The 21,886-nt window shown below is 34.1% G+C and carries 21 protein-coding genes, 1 other RNA gene and 1 pseudogene; 2 read left to right on the top strand and 21 right to left on the bottom strand.

The window, feature by feature from the left end; translation table 11 throughout:
• Window positions 1–22: 22 nt before the first annotated feature.
• On the bottom strand, window positions 23–283 hold the full coding sequence (locus LQ675_RS15075) for a hypothetical protein (RefSeq protein WP_443874743.1): 261 nt from the start codon (window positions 281–283) through the stop codon (window positions 23–25).
• On the opposite strand from LQ675_RS15075, the pseudogene LQ675_RS03230 reads away from it, so the two are divergent.
• A pseudogene (locus tag LQ675_RS03230) lies at window positions 274–397 on the top strand (site-specific integrase); the annotation flags it as partial. The gene LQ675_RS15075 and the pseudogene LQ675_RS03230 overlap by 10 nt on opposite strands.
• Window positions 398–446: 49 nt before the next feature.
• On the opposite strand, the gene ssrA reads toward LQ675_RS03230, so the two are convergent.
• The 13 genes from ssrA to LQ675_RS03295 form a co-directional block, all read right to left on the bottom strand.
• Window positions 447–803, bottom strand: a transfer-messenger RNA (tmRNA) gene (gene ssrA, locus LQ675_RS03235).
• Between the two features lie 78 nt (window positions 804–881).
• Window positions 882–1,343, bottom strand: a complete 462-nt coding sequence (gene smpB, locus LQ675_RS03240) for an SsrA-binding protein SmpB (protein ID WP_025906370.1) — start codon at window positions 1,341–1,343, stop codon at window positions 882–884.
• A gap of 16 nt (window positions 1,344–1,359) precedes the next feature.
• Entirely contained in the window at window positions 1,360–3,708 is a 2,349-nt protein-coding gene (rnr, locus tag LQ675_RS03245; RefSeq protein WP_048539898.1) for a ribonuclease R, read from the bottom strand.
• A gap of 33 nt (window positions 3,709–3,741) precedes the next feature.
• Window positions 3,742–4,482, bottom strand: coding sequence for an alpha/beta hydrolase (locus LQ675_RS03250; protein WP_058591602.1), 741 nt, complete (start codon window positions 4,480–4,482; stop codon window positions 3,742–3,744).
• Between the two features lie 89 nt (window positions 4,483–4,571).
• Window positions 4,572–4,805, bottom strand: a complete 234-nt coding sequence (gene secG, locus LQ675_RS03255; protein WP_025906376.1) for a preprotein translocase subunit SecG — start codon at window positions 4,803–4,805, stop codon at window positions 4,572–4,574.
• A gap of 69 nt (window positions 4,806–4,874) precedes the next feature.
• Window positions 4,875–6,218 (bottom strand): 3-phosphoshikimate 1-carboxyvinyltransferase, encoded by a 1,344-nt coding sequence (gene aroA / locus LQ675_RS03260; RefSeq protein ID WP_239726615.1) that lies wholly within the window; start codon window positions 6,216–6,218, stop codon window positions 4,875–4,877.
• A 542-nt stretch (window positions 6,219–6,760) separates the two neighbouring features.
• Window positions 6,761–8,065 (bottom strand): surface-displayed alpha-enolase, encoded by a 1,305-nt coding sequence (gene eno / locus LQ675_RS03265; protein WP_025904549.1) that lies wholly within the window; start codon window positions 8,063–8,065, stop codon window positions 6,761–6,763.
• A 31-nt stretch (window positions 8,066–8,096) separates the two neighbouring features.
• Entirely contained in the window at window positions 8,097–9,629 is a 1,533-nt protein-coding gene (gene gpmI / locus LQ675_RS03270) for a 2,3-bisphosphoglycerate-independent phosphoglycerate mutase (protein ID WP_239726614.1), read from the bottom strand.
• Complete coding sequence (tpiA, locus tag LQ675_RS03275) at window positions 9,629–10,390, bottom strand: triose-phosphate isomerase (RefSeq protein WP_119648969.1); 762 nt, start codon at window positions 10,388–10,390, stop codon at window positions 9,629–9,631. The genes gpmI and tpiA overlap by 1 nt, the downstream gene beginning before the upstream one ends.
• Window positions 10,391–10,412: 22 nt before the next feature.
• Complete coding sequence (locus LQ675_RS03280; protein ID WP_048539902.1) at window positions 10,413–11,603, bottom strand: phosphoglycerate kinase; 1,191 nt, start codon at window positions 11,601–11,603, stop codon at window positions 10,413–10,415.
• Window positions 11,604–11,717: 114 nt separating this feature from the next.
• A complete protein-coding gene (gap, locus tag LQ675_RS03285; protein ID WP_025904545.1) occupies window positions 11,718–12,728 on the bottom strand; it encodes a type I glyceraldehyde-3-phosphate dehydrogenase in 1,011 nt (336 codons plus the stop codon).
• A 49-nt stretch (window positions 12,729–12,777) separates the two neighbouring features.
• Window positions 12,778–13,794: a sugar-binding transcriptional regulator gene (locus LQ675_RS03290; RefSeq protein ID WP_048539903.1), complete on the bottom strand. Its 1,017-nt coding sequence runs from the start codon at window positions 13,792–13,794 to the stop codon at window positions 12,778–12,780.
• A gap of 150 nt (window positions 13,795–13,944) precedes the next feature.
• Window positions 13,945–14,190, bottom strand: coding sequence for a glutaredoxin family protein (locus LQ675_RS03295; protein ID WP_048539904.1), 246 nt, complete (start codon window positions 14,188–14,190; stop codon window positions 13,945–13,947).
• Between the two features lie 443 nt (window positions 14,191–14,633).
• On the opposite strand from LQ675_RS03295, the gene clpP reads away from it, so the two are divergent.
• Window positions 14,634–15,224: an ATP-dependent Clp endopeptidase proteolytic subunit ClpP gene (gene clpP, locus LQ675_RS03300; protein WP_025904542.1), complete on the top strand. Its 591-nt coding sequence runs from the start codon at window positions 14,634–14,636 to the stop codon at window positions 15,222–15,224.
• 49 nt (window positions 15,225–15,273) lie between these two features.
• Here clpP and whiA read toward each other — a convergent pair whose 3' ends face one another.
• The 7 genes from whiA to LQ675_RS03335 form a co-directional block, all read right to left on the bottom strand.
• A complete protein-coding gene (gene whiA, locus LQ675_RS03305) occupies window positions 15,274–16,218 on the bottom strand; it encodes a DNA-binding protein WhiA (protein WP_048539905.1) in 945 nt (314 codons plus the stop codon).
• 130 nt (window positions 16,219–16,348) lie between these two features.
• Entirely contained in the window at window positions 16,349–16,501 is a 153-nt protein-coding gene (locus LQ675_RS03310; RefSeq protein WP_172965074.1) for a hypothetical protein, read from the bottom strand.
• Between the two features lie 144 nt (window positions 16,502–16,645).
• Window positions 16,646–17,632, bottom strand: a complete 987-nt coding sequence (locus LQ675_RS03315; protein ID WP_048539906.1) for a gluconeogenesis factor YvcK family protein — start codon at window positions 17,630–17,632, stop codon at window positions 16,646–16,648.
• Entirely contained in the window at window positions 17,629–18,534 is a 906-nt protein-coding gene (gene rapZ / locus LQ675_RS03320) for an RNase adapter RapZ (RefSeq protein WP_048539907.1), read from the bottom strand. Before rapZ ends, LQ675_RS03315 begins: the two co-directional genes overlap by 4 nt.
• 403 nt (window positions 18,535–18,937) lie before the next feature.
• The gene (trxB, locus tag LQ675_RS03325) at window positions 18,938–19,885 is read right to left on the bottom strand and encodes a thioredoxin-disulfide reductase (RefSeq protein WP_075577744.1); all 948 of its coding nucleotides are present in this window, start codon (window positions 19,883–19,885) and stop codon (window positions 18,938–18,940) included.
• Window positions 19,886–19,948: 63 nt separating this feature from the next.
• The gene (locus LQ675_RS03330; protein ID WP_107602193.1) at window positions 19,949–21,385 is read right to left on the bottom strand and encodes a tetratricopeptide repeat protein; all 1,437 of its coding nucleotides are present in this window, start codon (window positions 21,383–21,385) and stop codon (window positions 19,949–19,951) included.
• 8 nt (window positions 21,386–21,393) lie between these two features.
• Window positions 21,394–21,876: an acyltransferase gene (locus tag LQ675_RS03335; RefSeq protein ID WP_048539910.1), complete on the bottom strand. Its 483-nt coding sequence runs from the start codon at window positions 21,874–21,876 to the stop codon at window positions 21,394–21,396.
• Window positions 21,877–21,886: the final 10 nt, after the last annotated feature.

Raw genomic sequence — 21,886 nt, forward strand, 5'->3', positions numbered from 1 at the left:
CTCTTATAAAATTATATCACACCTATTTCTGGCTTGTAGTCTTCAAGTTAAACCATAATTTTGTTTCTTTTTCTAACCTCTCATCTTTGTGTGTAATAGATCCTAATGTACAATAAAGAAAACCAGCCTTAGTATTGGTTGGGTATTCAAACTCTGCCCACCAGTAGCCATCTTTTTTAGTTACTGAGAAGAAGTTGATATATTGACCTGCTAATATATTATTTGATGATGGTAATGCTGTTGCGTTTAAACCTGGTTTCTTTTTAGCTGCGGCCTGTTGAATATATTAGTAAGGGATTGGGACATGAAACAATTTCACAAATACTTGATACTTTCTCACATTTACTTGATGAATATAAAAAAACAGGGTCAAAAAGTAAGAGAATTATTCTCTTGACACCTTTTTTGACACCTGTTAGGTCAAACCCCGTCATATATGGGGTGAAATATGGAGACGGCGGGAGTTGAACCCGCGTCCAGAGATCCTGATACAAATGTTTCTACGTGTGTAGTCTAGTCGTTAAGGTTTCGCGTTGTCTCAGGGGACTGACACCCGAAGACAATGCTAGCTTGATTAATCTCTTCTCGTCAGACTTCAAACGGCAGTGACGAGCGTATCCTACTTAAGTTGAATCACGTTAACGGCACATAGGCGATGCGGTTAGGTGATGCAGAGTGCTATTACGCAGCTACTGCTAAATTATCTTGTTTGCCAGTTATTATAACTGTTGTGTTGATGACGAAGACAACCCTCCGACACGCTTCATAAGCTCGGGGACCCCTGTCGAATCCGTAACGTCCCCTCAATAAGAAATATACTCCTTTTAACAGAAGTATATTTAATCTTAACAATTTTTGATTGATTTTTCAATACAAATTGCTTAATATCGTTGTTTCATTGCTCTTTCAACGTCACGTTTTGCTTCTTTTGCTTTTAATGCATGTCGCTTATCATAGTCACGTTTACCTTTAGCTACTCCTAAAAGAACTTTGCAGTAACCGTTTTTAATGTAGAGTTTAAGTGGGATTAATGCATACCCTTTTTCTCTTGTAATACCAAAGAGTTTATCGATTTCTTTTCTTTTTAAAAGTAATTTACGGTTTCTCAATGGATCATGATTAAATCGGTTACCTTCTTCATATGGCGCGATATGCATGTTATATACATACATTTCTCCATTAAATACACGCGCATATGAATCTTTTAAGTTTGCACTGCCTCGGCGAATGGATTTGATTTCAGTACCTTGAAGTACAATACCCGCTTCAACCGTATCTTCTATTGTGTAATCATGGCTTGCTTTACGATTTTGTGCTAATGGTTTACTTTGAACTTTTGGCACATCCATCACCTACTTTCTATTTTTTCTTTCGTCTTGCTTTGTTTTTCACAGCTTTTGCTTTGTAATAAGGCTTTTTATCTTTCTTACCTTGTTTACCTTGATTGCCGCCTTGTTTACCTTTAGCTCTACCTTTTTTATGCTTATTAGGTTTATCTTGTTCTTTAGCTGTACCACGTTTTTTAGCTTTGATTGTTTTTTCTCTTGCTAAACGTTCTCTATTCTTTTCAGCTATTGGCATACCAACAATTTGAAAATCAATCATACGCTCATCAACGTTAACATTAATTACTTTAACTTCGACTTTGTCACCAATTCTAAATACTTTAGCTTGGCGCTCACCTATAATTGCCATATTACGCTCATCAAAGTTGTAGTAGTCATCTGTTAAGTTAGAGATATGAACCATACCTTCAATTGTGTTCTCTAGCTCTACAAACATACCAAAGTTCGCTACTGAACTGATAATACCTGTAAACACTTCTCCAACGTGTTGAATCATATACTCTGACTTCTTCAAGTCATCTGTATCTCGTTCAGCGTCAATTGCTCTACGCTCACGTTTAGAAGTATGGTCAGCGATATCTGGCAACATTTCTTCCCAATGTCTAATTTGTTTACTGTTCATAGATTTTTCAATTAAATATTTACGAATTAATCTATGCACGATCAAGTCAGGATATCTTCTAATTGGCGATGTGAAATGTGTATAGTAATCTGCTGACAAACCAAAGTGACCTAAATTATCTTCGCTATATCTAGCTTGTTGCATACTTCTTAACATTAAAGTAGAAATAACCATTTCTTCTTTCTGTCCAGCAACTTCTTCTACAATTTTCTGTAATGTTGCAGGGTGTATGTCTTCACTTGAACCTTTAACAGCAAGTCCAAAGTTTGAAATAAATTCAAAGAATTGGTTTAATCTTTCTGCTTTTGGATTCTCATGGACACGATAGATAAATGGCACTTCGAGTTTACTAAAGTGTTCAGCAATTGTTTCGTTAGCAGATAACATAAAGCTTTCGATTAATCGCTCTGCATCATTTCTTTCTCTCACTTTAATGTCTGTAGGTATACCATCTTCATCTACCAATACTTGTGCTTCTTTAATATCAAAATCAATTTCCCCACGTCTTTTACGTTTAGCGATTAATTGTTTTGATAGTTGTTGTGCTAAATCAAGCATTGGTGTAATTTCTGAATACTTTTCACGAATTTCTTGATCGTCATTTTCAATAATGGCATTTACATCTGAATATGTCATTCTATAATCTGAGTGAATAACACTTTCAAAGATATCATGTCTGATGACTTCACCTTGTTGGTCTATTTCCATTCTACAACTCAATGTTAATCTATCTTCATGAGGGTTTAATGAACAAATACCATTACTTAATCTATGCGGAATCATAGGGATTACTCTATCGACAAGATATACACTTGTTGCTCTGTCATATGCTTCTTTGTCTAACTCACTATTTTCTGTTACATAGTAGCTGACATCAGCAATGCTAACTGTAAGTTCTGTTAAACCATTGTCTAAAGCTTTTACAGAGACAGCATCATCTAAATCTTTCGCATCTGCACCATCTATCGTGATTGTAAGTTCGTCTCTTAAATCTCTTCTACCTTTAATTTCGTCTGGACTAATTTGATCTGGTACATTTTCAGCTTCTTGAATAACATTATCAGGAAATTCAATATTAATACCATGTTGATATATGATAGATAAAATATCGACACCTGGATCATTCTTATGACCTAGAATCGCTTTAACATGACCTTCTGGATTATGCGTACCATCAGCATATTCTGTAATTTCTACTAATACTTTGTGACCTTCAATTGCACCAAGATTTTTACCTTTAGGAATAAAGATATCTTGTGTAATACGTTTGTCATCTGGTAATACGAAACCGAAATGTTTCGCTTCTGTATAAGTACCAACGACTTGCGTAATATTACGTGTCGTAATTGCTTTAACTCTACCTTCAATCTTACCTTTATGATCTCCACGAGATGGCACAACTTCTACTAATACTTCATCGCCATCCATCGCTTTATTAATCTGATTAGGTGGGATAAAGATGTCTTCTATTGTGTCATCTTCAGGTCTTAAAAAGGCAAATCCTTTTTTATGCTGACTCAAAGTACCTTTTACAAGGTCTGATTTGTTACTTTTCTTCTTATATCTATCCGTTTTTGTTCTTTCTAGTTGACCCGTCTGTTCTAAATCAACTAGAACTTTAATTAATTCTTTAAATGAATCAGCATTACTAAGTCCCATTACATCTTGAAATTCACTTACTGTCATAGGACTGTATTCTTTATCATTGATGATTTCTTCAACTTCTTCTCTTAGATTCATAGTGGGCCTCCTTTCTCGTTTATATTATGTGTGTTACTCGGACCAATCTAATGATTCTAAGAATTGATATACGTCTTCAAATACTTGTTCTTTTTCTTGTCCGATTGTTATAACATGACCAGATTCTTCATACCATTTAATATTTTTGTCATCAGAAGATGATTCATTATAAATAATATTAGCTGAATCAGGGTTAATCATTTCATCTAGTTTACCTTGTACAACAAACAATGGATCAAATACTTCGTCTACTTGATTTCTCACACCTTGAATTGTTTCTTGTAAATCTTTCAAAGTATTCGTAGGATGAAAATGTTTCATTTCTTCTTCAATTTGTTCAGGTGTTTTGCCTTCATACTTTTTAAATTCTCTAGCATAATCTAATACACCTTCAAACATCGTGCCTTCAGTTTTTATATACATAGGTGAGCACATAGTTACAATACCTTTTACATCTCTGTTTAAACTTAATTTTAAACTAAAGACGCCACCTAATGATAATCCAGCTACTGCTATTTCAGTATATCCTTTTTCTTCTAAAAAATCATATGCATCTAAACAGTCTTTAAACCATACATATGGACTTGATTCCAATATCTCTTCTGGTGGTCTACCATGACCTTCATAATGCGGAGCATATGATGTATACCCTTTTTTCTGTAAGTAACGTCCTAATTGTCTAACATCTGATGAATTACCTGTAAATCCATGTAAAAGTAATACTGCTCTTTTTCCTTCTTCAAAAAAGAAAGGTTTAGGTAATTGAATTCTCATGAATGACCATCCTTTAACATAATCTAGTTCTATTGTATCGTTTTTTTACTTGTATATAAATAAAAAAGTCCGACAATACAGTCGGACCACTACATTTTGAAGTAAGTAATTGCTAACATTAATAAGAAAAATAAAATTGCTAAAATAATTGTAACTCTGTGTAAAATTAAATCTATTCCACGTTGTTTTTGTTTTCCAAATAATTGTTCTGCTCCGCCACTAATTGCACCAGATAAACCAGTACTCTTACCTTCTTGAAGTAATACGACGGTAATCAATGCAATACAAACGATGATTAATAAGACGATTAAAAATGTATGCATGGACTCGGTCCTCCTGTCTATTATAACAGTAGCATTATAGCATATTTACAATATGCACTCAAGTTTTCGTTAATGATACTCAACCGATATACCTAACGATGCTAACATTTCAAAATATGTTGGGCAAGTCTTTGATACACATGAAGGATCTAATAATTTAATCCCATCAACTTTAGTACCCATTAGACTTAATGACATTGCAACACGGTGATCATCATAAGTATCTAATGTTGCTGCCTTTACATCACCCGGTGTGATAGTCCAACCATCTTGATGTTCAGTAACTTCAATACCTAATTTTGTTAAACTTTCTGTTAATGCAGTTACACGATTACATTCATGATGACGTATATGTTCTACACCTGTAATTGTAATTGGACCATCAGCAAATACAGCTAAACTACCAATTGTTAAAGCTTGGTCTGAGCAAGCATTCATATCAATTGTTAAGTTCCCTTTTAATTGTTCAGGACCAGAAATCACAACATAATCAGTACCTTTTTCAACACTTGCACCCATTTTTTCAAGAATATCGACAACTTCTAAATCAGGTTGATGACTTTCCATATTTAAATGATTAATTTTAATCGTAGACTTATTAAGTGCTGCTAATGCCATGAAATAGCATGCTGTTGATAAGTCAGCTTCTAATGGTAGAGTAGCCGCTTCATACTCACCTTGTTCTACTTTCATATGTGTATAATCATCTGATACATCTACATGTATGCCAAATTGTTTCATCATTTCAATTGTAATATCCACATAGGCGCTTTGAACAATCTTAGTCGTAAGTTCAATTTCAGTTGGTTTGTTAAATAAAGGTGCCGCCATTAATAAACCACTTATAAATTGACTTGATTGATTACCAGCAATTGAAACTTTTCCGCCCGTTTCTGGTGCACCTTTGATTGTCACAGGTAACTGACCTTCCTTTTCAAGATACGTTAGTTTAACACCTAATTGTTTTAACGCATCGTGTAAAGTCTTATGAGGTCTACCAGCAAGTTGTTCAGTTGAAGTAATTGTGATTTCACTTTTCTCTTGAGTACCTAAAATACCTGGTAAGAATCGTGCCGTTGTACCAGCAGAACCAATAAATACTTGTTGTTTCTCAGGTAACTCTGAACGATTAATACCCGTAATATGAAGTTCATCACCTACAGCTTCAACAGTGGCACCTAGTTTTTTAATTGTTTCTATACACCAGTATGTGTCATCACTTTTTAAGTATCCAGATAATTTAGAAGTACCCTTACTAAAACCAGCCAAAATAAAAGCACGATTCGTCACACTCTTACTACCTGGAATCATGACTTCTTTATTGAATGCTTTTTTAATAGGATGAAGAGTTAATTGATCCACACCATCTAAACTAGACCAAGGTGATTTTGCACTTTTTAAATTAATCGTCATTATGATCCTCCTATAAAATTCATTGCCTCTATTATAGAACATTTTCAAATAGAATGAAATGATAAAATATTATTGGTTTAAAGCGTTAAAGAATTTATTTGGTTATGTGGGAGATGGGAGGTATATAGTATGTGGATTAAATTGTGTAGAGTAGGATCTATTGCTTTATTCAGACGTTAAGCTACGATTTGAGACATCTCTTGGCTTTATTCGATAGTTAAGCTACGATTTGGATGATTTTTAAGTAATCAAAAGTGCTCATTCCTATATAATCATTTTAAATTTTGAAATGATGTGTGTTTACTACTTCTTTAACTCATATCTTAACCAATCTTGTGGGTTTACTCCATTTTTAACTCACATCTCCCGATACTCTGATACTCCCCCAACTGCTCCGACCGCTCCAACCTTCCTCTATCCATTTTCTCTATCAAACTCTAACCTGCCTTACCTACCAAAATTTCTATTACAACTATAAAAAGCCCAAAAGATGTGACGACATCTTTTGGGCTTTATGTGAACCATTTTATTTATATGCTCAATTATTTTGATAAGTTATAGAAAGCTTTGATTCCTTCGAATTTACCTGTTTCGAATAATTCGTCTTCGATACGTAATAATTGGTTGTATTTAGCAATACGGTCAGTTCTTGATAATGAACCTGTTTTGATTTGGCCAGCATTAGTTGCAACTGCGATATCAGAGATTGTAGTATCTTCTGTTTCACCTGAACGGTGTGATACAACTGCAGTGTAACCAGCTTTTTGAGCCATTTCGATTGCTTCGAATGTTTCTGTTAAAGTACCAATTTGGTTAACTTTAATTAAGATTGAGTTACCGATACCTTTTTCGATACCTTCAGATAATTTTTCAGTGTTTGTTACGAATAAATCATCTCCTACTAATTGTACGCGGTCGCCGATACGGTCAGTAAGAAGTTTCCAGCCGTCCCAGTCATTTTCATCCATACCATCTTCGATAGTGATGATTGGGTATTTGTTTACTAATTCTTCAAGGAAGTCTACTTGTTCTTCAGAAGAACGTTTAGCACCATTTTCACCTTCGAATTTAGCATAGTCGTATACACCATTTTCGTAGAATTCTGATGCTGCACAGTCGAATCCTAAGAATACATCTTTACCTGGTTCTAAACCAACTGCTTTGATTGCTTCTAAAATTGTTTCAACACCGTCTTCAGTACCTTCAAATTTAGGAGCGAAACCACCTTCGTCACCTACTGCAGTTACTAAACCACGAGATTTTAAGATTTTAGCTAAGTTATGGAAGATTTCTGCTCCCCAACGTAAAGCTTCTTTGAATGATTCAGCACCTACTGGTAAAATCATGAACTCTTGGAATGCGATTGGTGCATCTGAGTGAGAACCACCGTTAACAATGTTCATCATTGGTACTGGTAATTGAACACCGTTGAATCCACCAAGATATTTGTATAATGGTTGACCTAAGAAGTCAGCTGCAGCACGAGCTACTGCGATAGAAACACCTAAGATAGCATTAGCACCTAATTTAGCTTTGTTTGGTGTACCGTCTAAAGCGATCATTAATTTGTCGATAGAAACTTGTTCTAATACTGAAAATTCACCTTCAATGATTTCAGGTGCAATGATTTCGTTAACGTTTTCTACAGCTTTAAGAACACCTTTACCTAAGTAACGATCTTTGTCTCCGTCACGTAATTCTACTGCTTCATATTCACCTGTTGAAGCACCTGATGGTACTAAAGCTCTACCAAAAGCACCGCTTTCAGTTAATACTTCTACTTCTACTGTTGGATTACCACGAGAGTCTAATACTTCGCGTGCATAAATATCTGTAATAATTGGCATAATTAAAACTCCTTTATAAATTTATAATTTATTATTTAATTAATGATTCACCAGTCATATCTTCTGGTTTTTCTACTCCAAGTAAATCTATAAGTGTTGGTGCTAAGTCTGCTAAGCGACCTCCACTTCTTACTTCTACCCCTTCTTTTGTCACAATAACAGGAACTGGGTTTGTTGTATGAGTTGTCATAGGTGATTCGTTATCTGTTAATACTTCATCAGAGTTACCATGGTCTGCTGTAATGATAGCTGTACCATTCATTGATAAAATTTTATCAACAACTTCACCTAAACATTCATCAACTGCTTCAATTGCTTTAATTGTTGGTTCAAGCATACCACTATGACCAACCATATCAGGGTTCGCAAAGTTTAAGATAATTAAATCTAAATCACCTTTATCTAACTCACTGATTAAAGCATCTTTTACTTCATATGCACTCATTTCAGGTTTCAAGTCGTATGTTGCGACTTTTGGTGAATCGATTAATACTCTTCTTTCACCTTTAAACTCTGCATGATTACCACCACTCATGAAATAAGTAACATGAGGGAATTTTTCTGTTTCAGCAATTCTTAATTGATTTAAATTATTTTTCTCAGCTACTTCACCGATTGTATTTTTAATATCAACTGGTTTAAAAGCAACTTCGGCAATAACATCATCACTATAGTTTGTAAAAGTAACAAAGAATAAATCATCAAGTTTACGTTTAATTTCAAAACCTTCGAATTTTTCATTTGTATATACTTGGCTAAGTTGTGCTGCTCTATCTGGACGGAAGTTAAAGAATATCATAGCGTCATGGTTATTTACACCAGTGTTTTCCACACCTTTTTCTTCGTCTTTAACGATAAATGGAACAACAAATTCATCTGTTAGACCTTCTTGATAATTAGCTTCTACACCTTCAACTGCAGTTGCATATACAGGTCCAACGCCATTAGACATTGCATCATAAGCTTTCTCTTCACGATCCCAACGTTTATCTCTATCCATAGCGTAATAACGACCAGAAATAGAAGCGAATTGACCAATACCTAGCTCTTTAAATTTATTTTCAGTTTCTTCAATATATTTAAGTGCTGATTTTTGATCAACGTCACGTCCGTCTAAGAATCCGTGAACATAAACTTTTTTAACACCTTGTTTTTTGGCTAATTCTAATAATGCAAATAGATGTTTGTAGTGACTGTGAACACCACCATCTGATAGAAGTCCCATTAAATGTAGCGTTGAATCATTTTTTACAACGTGATCCATTGCTTGTTTAAGTGCGTCAATTTCAAAGAAATCGCCATCTTCAATTGATTTATTGATTCTAGTTAAACTTTGATAAACAATTCTTCCTGCACCAATGTTTAAGTGACCTACTTCAGAGTTACCCATTTGACCTTCTGGTAGACCTACATCTAAACCACATGCTGATAATTCGTTATGTGGATATTTGTTGTAATATCTATCAAAATTTGGTTTGTTGGCTTGTTTTACCGCATTACCATGCTCTTCTTCACGATTAGCAAAACCATCAAGAATGATAAGTGCTGTTGGTTGTTTAGCCATTATTTAGCACCTTCTAATAATGCTACGAATGAATCAACTTTTAATGAAGCGCCGCCAACTAATGCGCCATCGATATCTGATTGAGCCATATATTCTTTAATATTTTCTGGTTTAACACTACCACCGTATTGTACACGTAAAGCATCAGCAGCTTCTTGAGAGAAAGCACCTGCAACAACGTTACGTACGTGTGCACACATTTGGTTAGCATCTTCAGAAGTAGAAGATTTACCAGTACCAATTGCCCAGATAGGTTCATAAGCGATTACTGTCGCTCTAACTTGATCTTCTGTGAAGCCTTTAAGTGCTGCTTCAACTTGACCACCTACTACTGATTCAGCTTTACCTGCTTCTCTTTCTTCTAATGTTTCACCAACACAAATAATTGGTGTCATATTATGAGAAAATACAGCTAATGCTTTTTTATTAACATCTTCGTCAGTTTCGTGGAAGTATTCACGACGTTCAGAATGTCCTAAAACGACATACTTAACACCTAAATCTTCAAGTGCTGCTGGAGATGTTTCACCAGTGAAAGCACCATTATCTTCAAAGTATGCATTTTGCGCACCAATTTGTAAGCCTTGTGCTACGCCTTCTTTAGTTAAGTTAACAAGTGCATCTAATTGTAAAGTTGGTGCACAAATTACTGAATCTACCTCATTAGTATCTGGTAATGCTGGAAGTTCATTAACAAAGTCTTTTGCTTCTTGAACTGTTTTATTCATTTTCCAGTTACCTGCGATAATTGGTTTTCTCATGATATATAAACTCCTTTTATGATTATTTTTCAGAAATTGCTTCGATACCTGGTAATGCTTTACCTTCTAGATATTCTAGAGAAGCTCCGCCACCTGTAGAAATGTGTGTAAAATCATCAGCAAATCCTAAGTCCATCGCTGCTGCAGCTGAATCTCCACCACCGATAATTGTTGTAGCATCTTTTAAGTTAGCGATTGCTTTACATACGCCAATTGTACCTTGTGCAAAGTTACTAAATTCGAATACGCCCATTGGACCATTCCAAACAACTGTATTTGAACCTTGTAGAGCTTCACTAAATACTTCAACTGATTTAGGACCGATATCCATTGCTTCTTGATCAGTAGGAATTTCATCTGCAGAAACAACTGTAATTTCAGCATCATTTGAAAATTCTTTAGCTACTTTACAATCAACCGGCAAAATAATTTTATCGCCAGCACGTTCAAGTAAATCTTTAGCAAAATCTACTTTGTCTTCTTCAAGAAGTGATAAGCCGATTTCTTTACCTTGTGCTTTGAAGAATGTATATGCCATTCCTCCACCGATGATAACTTTATCAGCAATTGTTAATAAGTTTTCGATAACACCAATTTTATCAGACACTTTCGCGCCACCTAAAATTGCTACTAACGGACGTTCAGGTTCACTTACAACGCCGCCGATAAATTTGATTTCTTTATCCATTAAGAAACCTGATGCTGTTTCAATATTAGATGCAATACCTACGTTAGACGCATGTTCACGGTGAGCTGTACCGAATGCATCATTGATAAATACATCACCTAATGAAGCCCAGTATTTACCTAATTCAGGATCATTTTTAGATTCTTTCTTACCATCAATATCTTCAAAACGAGTATTTTCAAATACTAATACATCGCCTTCAGATAATCCGTCGATTGCGCTTTCTAACGCTTCACCACGAGTTTCTGGTACAAATGTTACTTCTTTATTTAATAATTCACTTAAGCGTTCTGCTACTGGTTTAAGTGACAATCCTTGTTTATCTTCTTCAGTTTTCACTTTACCTAAATGTGAGAATAAAATAACTTTACCGCCTTGCTCGATAATGTATTTTATTGTAGGAAGCGCTTGAACGATTCTGTTATCGTTTGTAATTGCACCATCTTTCATTGGTACATTAAAATCTGCTCTTACAAGTACTTTTTTACCTTTTAATTCTACGTCTTTAACATTCTTCTTTGCCATGACTTGTCTTCCTCCTCTAGATAATAGAAAATACTTTACGATTAAAAATAAGCGGAGAAGCGTTGTGCTCCCCGCTTACTCATAAGCATAACCTATTTAGTTCAATTATTTAAATTATTTGTTAGCTTGAGCTGCTAAATATTCTAAAGTACGAACTAATTGTGAAGTGTAAGACATTTCATTGTCATACCAAGATACAGTTTTAACTAATTGGCGATCTCCAACTGTCATAACACGAGTTTGAGTTGCATCAAATAATGAACCGTAAGTGATACCAATGATATCAGAAGATACGATTTCGTCTTCAGTGTAACCGAATGAATCATTTGTAGCATTTTTCATTGCTGCATTGATTTCTTCAACTGAAACTTCTTTGTCCAATACAGCTGTTAATTCTGTTACTGAACCAGTTGCTACTGGAACACGTTGAGCTGATCCATCTAATTTACCTTTTAATTCTGGAATTACTAAACCGATTGCTTTAGCAGCACCAGTTGAGTTAGGCACGATGTTTTGAGCAGCTGCACGAGCACGACGGAAGTCACCTTTAGCATGTGGAGCATCTAAAGTATTTTGGTCACCAGTGTAAGCGTGAATTGTCATCATTAAACCTTCAACGATACCGAATTCATCATTTAATACTTTAGCCATTGGAGCTAAACAGTTAGTTGTACAAGATGCACCTGAAACGATTTCTTCAGATCCGTCTAATTCGTCATGGTTAACGTTATAAACGATAGTTTTTAAGTCACCTGATGCTGGAGCTGAAATTAATACTTTTTTAGCACCTGCTTCGATGTGAGCTGAAGCTTTGTCTTTGTCAGCGAAGAAACCAGTACATTCTAATACTACATCGATATCTAAATCGCCCCATGGTAATTCTTTAGGATTAGGATTTTCGAAAGTTTTGATTTCTCTACCGTTTACGCGGAATCCGCCTTCGATAACTTCTACTTCGTCTTTGAAACGACCTTGTGTTGAATCATATTTTAATAAATGAGCTAACATTGCGTCATCTGTTAAATCGTTGATTGCTACTACTTCGATATTTTCAACTTCTTGTAATCTTCTAAATGCTAAACGACCTATTCTACCAAAACCATTAATTGCTACTTTAGTTGCCATTATGATGGCCTCCTTTTAATTTTTTATTTCAAAAAGGTTAAATAACCTTTTATTCCAAATTGATTATTGCTTTTGCAGCACCTTCGTCGGTAATAAGAATTGTATTCTTAGGCGCAATCTCAAGATAAGCTTTTATCGCTTCTGCTTTAGATGTCCCACCTGCTACTGCAAAAATGTTTGTCTTTGTTGTTAAGTCTTCTAGTTGCAAACCGATTGTCTTAACACGATGTACGACCTCACCTTTGTCATTAAAATAATAACCAAAAGCTTCACCGACAGCATGATGATGTTTCAATTGACTTAATACTGCTTCAGAAGTCTTCCTTCTTTCCGCCATCTTCAGCGCATCACCAATACCGTGAATAATAAAATCTGAACGACGTATTGCATCTAGCACCTCAATTACTGCAGGTTCTTTCAGCAAAGTTTCGTATGAACTTTCACTCACTTGGTCTGGAACATACAAGACTTTATATGACCCACCTGTACGATTTGCCATACTTGCACAAATTGTATTTGCTTGAAACACAACGTTTTCACCCAAACCACCACGCGCTGGCGTGAACAAAATGTCTTTATCTAATGGATGTAATGACTCACTTACTCTTGCCATTGTTGAACCACCAGTTACTGATACAGAAGCATGATCGTATAATGACTGTTCTAGTAATTCAGCTGTAACATTACCCATTTCTGCTTTAACCATCTCATCTAAATCCGAATTACCTCTCACTATATGAGCTTTGACACCATATCGATTGAAAATTTCTTCTTCGATATGATTAAAACTAGAATAAAGTGTTAAATAATGTGATAAAGAATCAAGCGTTTGCTCGCCTGTTTCAGTCAATTTCATACCAGTTGACCGAACGCTGATTAAATCTTGTTGTTTTAAAATTTCTATTTCAGTTCTCAATACCCGTTCAGTGACATTCATAACATCACTCAACGTTCTTCGACCTATAGGCTGCTTCTTCTCGATTGTCGATAAAATATTAAAGCGTCGATACATCTTGTCAATCAAATCAGGAACTAGTCTATGTTGTACTTTTAGTAAATCTTCCATAAACAAGTCGCCTCCTCAAAGATTAACAGATGGGCAATTTCTAACCTGGGTTAGACGTTTTTTGTCCCATGCGGGTCAAAAAAATAATATCTGTTTACAGTTTTATAATACACCCCTTATATATAGAATGCAAGTTAAAAGCGTTTCCTATTATTTCATTTGATTATATGCCTCTGTCAATGTGATGAAATCGATATTCCCTTCTTGTAAAACTTGCCCATCGTATTCAACAACAGGTATCCTTAACATATATTTTTCAAGTAATGTATCATCTTCTTCAATATTAATAGTATCTATTTTTATTTCATAATCGTACGATTCTTTAAAAAATTCAATTTGAATCTTAGCATCTTCACATAAACCACAATTTGTCCCAACATAAAATTTAATTGCCATCCAAATCACCCTTTACATAATAAAGCCTCCCCGAGACGAATCGAACGCCCATTTCAAGAACCGGAATCTTGCGTGTTATCCGTTACACTACGGAGAGATAAGTCTTAATAAATACTTTATATCTACTTAATATATTGTCGATATAATAGAATTATCAACCATTAAGGAGTGAAGCAATATGAATACAACTCAAAGGGAGTATTTCATCAGAAAAAGATGTGACTATTTTAATATAGAAGTCACACAAATTCACTGCACACAGCTCGTTGATTACGGAAACTATTATATCATTTATGCTAACATTGACAACTCATATCACAAATTCCCAGTGTATAAATCAGCTATTTAAGTTATAATATTCATCAGTAGGTCATATTTTTTGACCATGTTTGACTTTGTAGTGTATGATATGGTCATTAAGATATTCAAAGGAGGATTAACTGATGAATTTAATACCAACAGTTATTGAAACAACAAATCGCGGAGAACGCGCTTATGATATTTATTCACGTTTATTGAAAGACCGCATTATTATGTTAGGGTCAGCTATCGATGACAATGTAGCAAACTCAATCGTTTCACAATTACTATTCTTACAAGCTCAAGATTCTGAGAAAGATATTTACTTATATATCAACTCTCCAGGTGGTAGTGTAACAGCAGGATTTGCTATTTACGATACAATTCAACACATCAAACCTGATGTTCAAACTATTTGTATCGGTATGGCAGCATCTATGGGTTCATTCTTACTAGCAGCTGGTGCTAAAGGTAAACGTTATGCATTACCAAATAGTGAAGTTATGATTCACCAACCACTTGGCGGTGCACAAGGACAAGCTACTGAAATTGAAATTGCAGCTCGTCATATTTTACGTACACGTGAGAAATTAAATAAAATATTATCTGAAAGAACTGGACAACCAATTGAAAAAATTGAAAAAGACACAGATCGTGATAACTTCTTAACAGCTGAAGAAGCTAAAGAATACGGTTTAATCGATGATGTTATGCATCCAGAAGATATTAAATAATTCATAAAAATAGAAGCACCTGAGACAGGAATTGTCCCAGGTGCTTCTTTTATTGTTGAATTGTCTCGCCGTTTCTAATTTTATCAGCCATTTCATTTAATTTACGTAATCTATGATTAATACCTGATTTAGAAATTTTACCTGTGCTTACCATTTCACCTAATTCTTTAATTGAAACATCTTGATTATCTATTCTAAGTCTTGCAACTTCTCTTAAGCGATCTGGCAAGTTATCAATACCAATTTCTTTATCGATGAGCTGAATGCTCTCAACTTGTTTCATGGCGGCGCTCACTGTTTTGTTCAAGTTAGCCGTCTCACAATTGACTAATCGATTTACTGAATTTCTCATATCTCGAATAATTCTCACATCTTCAAACTTCAATAACGCTTGATAGCCACCAATCAAACTTAAGAAATCGGAAATTTTTTCAGCTTCTTTCAAATAACTGATAAAACCTTTTTTGCGCTCTAATAATTTAGCATTTAATTCATATTGATTCATGAGTGCGGTTAAATCTGCTGAATGTTCTTCATATAATGAAAAGACTTCAAGATGATATGAAGAAGTTTCTGGGTTATTAACAGAACCTCCTGCTAGAAATGCACCTCTTAAATAACTTCTTTTACAACAATCTTTTTGTAAAATATCTTTATCTATTTCATGTTTAAACATGCCATCTTGTAAAATACCAAGTTCATCTAATATTTCTTTAGCTTTTACTTTTATTCGACTAATATATATATTATTTTTCTTAAGTTTCATTTTCTTTCTCACTAATAATTCAACTTCAACACCGAAGCATTTTTTTATTAATGAAAATATTCGACGTGCTATCGCTGCATTTTCAGTTTGTACATTTATAACAAATTGCTGATTAGATATGCTTAAATTACCATTCATTCTAATCAAAGCTGAAAGTTCTGCCTTGGCGCAACAATCATCTACTTCAATTCTTGTTAATTCATTTTTCATTTCTGAAGCAAAGCTCACAGCAGATCATCCTTTCTTAGTTTATAAGCACATAAAAATAATGATATGCCAAAAGACATATCATACGTTTTGTATCTATTTCATATTACATGGAATAGCCGGGCGTATCAAGTTTTTAAACTTGAACTTTTTATGTTTTACTTGAAGGCTCTTTAATAACGCCAAATAATACCATCGCTAAACCAATGATTAAAAAAGTAATACCTATCTGCTGATTTGCGATTAAACCTACGAGTAAAAATATACAGCCAATAATCACCATTAATATCTGAACTCTTTTCATGACCCATCACCCCAAATTGAAAACCCTTACATTTATATTACTTGATTTCCATAAAAAAATGAAGCAAATTGACAATCATTCATGCCACATTTGCTTCATGTAATATCATTTTTTAAGTTTGACTGTTTTCTCTAGACGAAATGATTATTTATCTTTCTTGTATTGGATTGTACTGATTTCTCTTAAGGCAATTTCGTAAATGAGTTGTGCCAACACTTTATTGTTATGTCTAATGTATTGATGAGGTGTGATACTCACTAATTCATTATCATGAATACACTGTACACCCATGTCTTTCAACTTCTCACCATCAAATTCAACTTGTTTAGCTTCTTCCTGTTCATATCTTAATAGGATATCTTTATTGAAACGCTCATTTTGACATATAACAAAGTCAATGAATGATGCACCTACATGGTCATGAATCGCTTTAACATGATCACTAACTGAATAACCCGTTGTCTCACCTTTTTGAGTCATAAGGTTACATACATATAGTCTTTCTGCTTCAGTATTAACAATGGCATCTTTAACTTTATTCAAAATTAAATTAGGCATAATACTTGTATATAAAGAACCTGGTCCCATAACGATTAAATCTGCTTCTTCAATCGCATCTATTGCTTCTTTCATCGGTTCAATATCTTGAGGTGTCAAAAATACTTTTTCAATTTTCTTTTCAGTCTTAGGAATATTAGATTCCCCAACAATGATTTCACCATCTGACATAACTGCATTTAACACGACACTTCTCGTTGTGGATGGAATGACTTGCCCTTTAATATTCAATAACTTACTCAATTCTTTTACAGCATGTCCAAAATCATCCGTAATATTTGTCATAGCTGCTAACAATAAATTTCCGATTGAATGACTACCAAGTTCTTCTTCTTCAAAACGATATTGGAATAACTTTTCAAGCATTGGTTCTGTGTCACTAAGTGCTGCTAATACATTTCTGATATCGCCAGGAGCAGGTATATCCATCACATCACGAATTTTACCAGTACTACCGCCATCATCTGCTACAGTTACGATGGCTGTAATATCTATTGGATAATCCTTTAACCCTCTTGCTAATACAGAAAGGCCGGTTCCTCCGCCAATTAAGACGACTTTTAATCTTTTCATGTTCTTGGCTTACTTTCAATATGTGCATCGCGATGTGATGTATACACAACATAGTCAAAGTTCTCTTTAATATCTTCCCCTAAACGTTTTGCAAGTGCTACAGATCTATGTTGACCACCTGTACAACCAATTGCAATCGTCAATTGAGATTTCCCTTCTTTCTTATAACCAGGCAACATAAACATTAACAGATCACTAAACTTTTTATAAAATGTATTCGTCTCTTTCCATTTCATAACATATTGATAAACTTCATCGTCGAGACCTGTCATAGGTCTTAATTCTTCAACATAATATGGATTTGGCAAAAATCGTACATCAAAGACTATATCTGCATCAATAGGCATACCATGTTTGAAACCAAAGCTCATCACTCTTACTTGAAATGTTGTAGAAGGATCTTCTTCAAATGTTTCTACAAGTTCTTGTTTCAATTCTTTAGGCTTCATTTCAGTCGTATCAATCACAAAGTTACTGATACCTTTAATATCACTTAGTAATGCTCTTTCTCTTTCAATTGCAGATAATAAACTACCTTCCTCACTTAAAGGATGTGTTCTTCTCGTTTCTTTATATCTAGAAATTAATTTTTTATCACTTGCTTCTAAAAAGATAATGTCTACTAAGACTCTTTTCTCACTTTGTATATAATCTAATTCATCTCTTAAATCTCCAAAGAAATCCTTACCTCTTAAATCGATACCAATTGCAACTTTTGATAAAGAAGGATTACCCTGGTCCATTAAATCAACAAATTTTTGCAATAATATAGGCGGTAAATTATCAACACAAAAATATCCTAAATCTTCTAAAGCTTGTAGTGCGACTGATTTACCCGCACCGGACATTCCTGTAACTACAAGAAGTTCATTTTTTACATTAGTTTTGTCGATAGGTTGCATAACAGTTCTCCTTTAACGATCATATATACCTTTATCTTACATGATTACACCATAAAAAACATTAAATAAATGGCCAATACAAGTGTATCTTTCCCGTTATATAAAGGTAGTAATCACTTATGAAATAGAGTTGATTATATTGATGTTACGTTTTCGGGTCGGTAATTTTATTTATCGGCCTGAAAATCCTGTTTTCGGGTCTATAATTATTTTTATCGGCCTGAAAATCCTGTTTTCGGGTCTATAATTATTTTTATCGGCCTGAAAATCTCATTTCTGGACCGATAATTTTCCGTATCGGTCCATATTTTCCGTTTCTGGACCGATAATCACAATCCGCACCTTTTACCATCCACATAAAAAAAGAGGCGGGACATGTGTCCTCGCCTCTTCACTACTCAAATTATATTAATTGTTCTTCGTCTTCTAATGATTCGATATATGCTTGTGCATTTTGTGCTGCGATACTTCCGTCACCTGTTGCTGTAACGATTTGACGTAAAGTTTTTTCACGAACATCGCCTGCTGCATATACACCTGGCACTTTAGTTTCCATTTCATCATTTGTTTCGATATAGCCATTTTCATTTAAAATACCTAATGATTCAAATGGTTTAGTTAATGGTTTCATACCGATATAGATGAATACACCGTCAGCTTGGTGTTCTAACTCTGATCCGTCTTCAGTTGAAACTAATGTTACTGATCCAACTTTACCATCTTTTTCATTAATTGTTTTTAATGTAGTGTTCCAAATGAAATCAATTTTATCATTTTTAAATGCACGGTCTTGAATGATTTTTTGAGCTCTTAATTCGTCTCTTCTGTGAACAATTGTAACTTTGTCTGCAAATTTAGTTAAGAAAATACCTTCTTCGACAGCTGAATCTCCGCCACCGATTACGTATAAGTTTTTCCCTTTAAAGAATGCACCGTCACATACTGCACAGTAACTTACACCGCGTCCACCTAATTCTTGTTCACCTGGTACACCTATTTTTTTGTATTCTGCACCAGTTGCAATGATAATTGCACGAGCTGTTAATGTTTTGTCACCCATATTTACAACTTTATAAGAACCTTTATCTTCTATTTCTTTAATGTCACCATATTCATATTTAGCACCAAATTTTTGTGCATGTGTAAACATTTTAGTTGATAAGTCTGGACCTGTTATTAAATCAAAGCCAGGGAAGTTCTCTACATCTTCAGTGTTTGCCATTTGTCCACCTGGCATACCTCGTTCTATCATTACAGTTGATAAATTTGCTCTTGAAGCATACACTGCAGCAGTCATTCCTGCTGGTCCTGCCCCAACTATAATTACATCATAATCTACTTGTGTAGTCATTTATAAACTGCCTCCTCTTATTAATTCAGTAGAATTGTACATCATAATCATTACTATTCATAACTATATGCTCAAAATAGCATTGATCGCTTTATTCAAACGATACGTAGTAATATGAAATGTATCTTTAATCTCTTTTTTAGTTATTTTTTTATTTAGCATCTTTAAATAAATATAAATGGATGCTGCAACATAATGTTCAACTTGTTCAATCGGTTCATTATCTGCAATGAGCATTTCTGCATGTTCAATCCATGATACAAAAATCTCTTTTCCATATTTCTGATATATGGATTGTTCGATAAGCTTCATACCTTTATCAATAAAGCCTAACTTATTTAAGTGTAAATCTTGAAAAGTATACGTTATATATAACCTTTCATAGTCTGGTAAACTTTCTAGAACTTCCCATATTTCATGAGACATAACGAGTTCTCTATGTTTCATATGCCCTAATAAAAATATGCCATATAATCTATATCGATAGTCTTCGTCTTTTAATAAAGGTAATACATGACGATCTAACATATCTTTTAGTTCGTCAATTTTCCAAGGTGGCAATTGACTATGATATTGTACACTATCTTCAAATCTTTGCCAATGTCTTTTCGCTTCATCTAAATAACCTAAATGATAGAAGTTGTAACTTAAGGCGTGGTGTAGTTGTGGCGTAGCAGCTTGTGCTTTTTTTAGAAGAGGCACTAATAATTGATTAGAAGGTTTATGCTTTCCTAAATAGCTTAAAACAACACCCAATTTAAAAGATTCTTCATCGTTAATAGGATGTAATTTACTTAATTGATTCAGATATTGCTCATAACGTTCTATCTGTTGCGTGTTATAAAGCAATAATGTCATATGACATAAAGCGTAAATATCAGAAGGATTATCTTCCAATATCGTTTGTAATAATATCTCCGCTTCGTCATATTGACTATTGTATAACATAGACATCGCTTTTAAATTCATAATATGCTTATCTTCTTGTATTTTAGCACGTTGTCTATCAATATATTCATTCGCTTCTTGTAACCTACCATGTGAAAATAAGTATTGAAAAATATGTTGAATAACAAATCTTTCCGCTTCTTCTTCCACAATTGTTTGATCATCATACTTTACTTCAAACATTTGAATCATTTCTTCAAAATAATCTTGGTCGTCCTCTTCTGTTACATACCTTAAACCAAATAAAAATGCTTTATTAGGTTCATTCGTCTTTATATACATTTGACTTAAATAAAAATAATAATCCGTTACAAAATTTTCTTTCACAATTTGATTGAACATCATTTCTTCTGCTTCGGTATTTTTATTCAGCTCTACAAGACATTCAGCATAAGGCGGTATAATAACAAAATCATTAGGTGATAGTTCAAGCGCTTTTTTAAATAAAGACTCGGCATATCCGAAATCTTGTTCTCTCATTTTTTCCATTGCTTTATGATAATAGAAGTCTTTATCAAACTTTACGTGTATGACATTTGAATTTTCTCCCAACGACTGACTCACCGCCTTTTTTTAAGTTCCATAGGATTGCCATATGCCATCATATCATCAGGTACATCTTTCGTCACGATTGTACCACTTGCTATAACAGCATTATCACCTATACTCACGCCTGCAAGTATAGTGGCATTTGCACCAACTAATACATTATCTCCAATGTTTACACGGCCAATTCTATATTCTTCGACTAAATATTCATGACATAGAATGGTTGCATTATATCCTATTACACAGTTTTTACCGATAGTTATAAGTTCAGGATACATAATATCAGGCGTTGCTTTAAATGCAAAAGCTGTCTTTTGTCCAATTTTCATCTTAAGCCCTTTTCTGTATAGAAAATGTTTCCATTTAACACTCGGTAAATATCTACTAATTTCAATGATAATAACATTTTTAAATACTTTTATAAAACGTACTGTTTCATACATTTTCCATAATGGATTCTCACCATCTACTTTTTTAGTCTTTAATGCTCTCACGTAAACACTT

The organism is Mammaliicoccus sp. D-M19 (genome assembly GCF_022386695.1).
Taxonomy (GTDB): Bacteria; Bacillota; Bacilli; order Staphylococcales; family Staphylococcaceae; genus Mammaliicoccus; species Mammaliicoccus sciuri.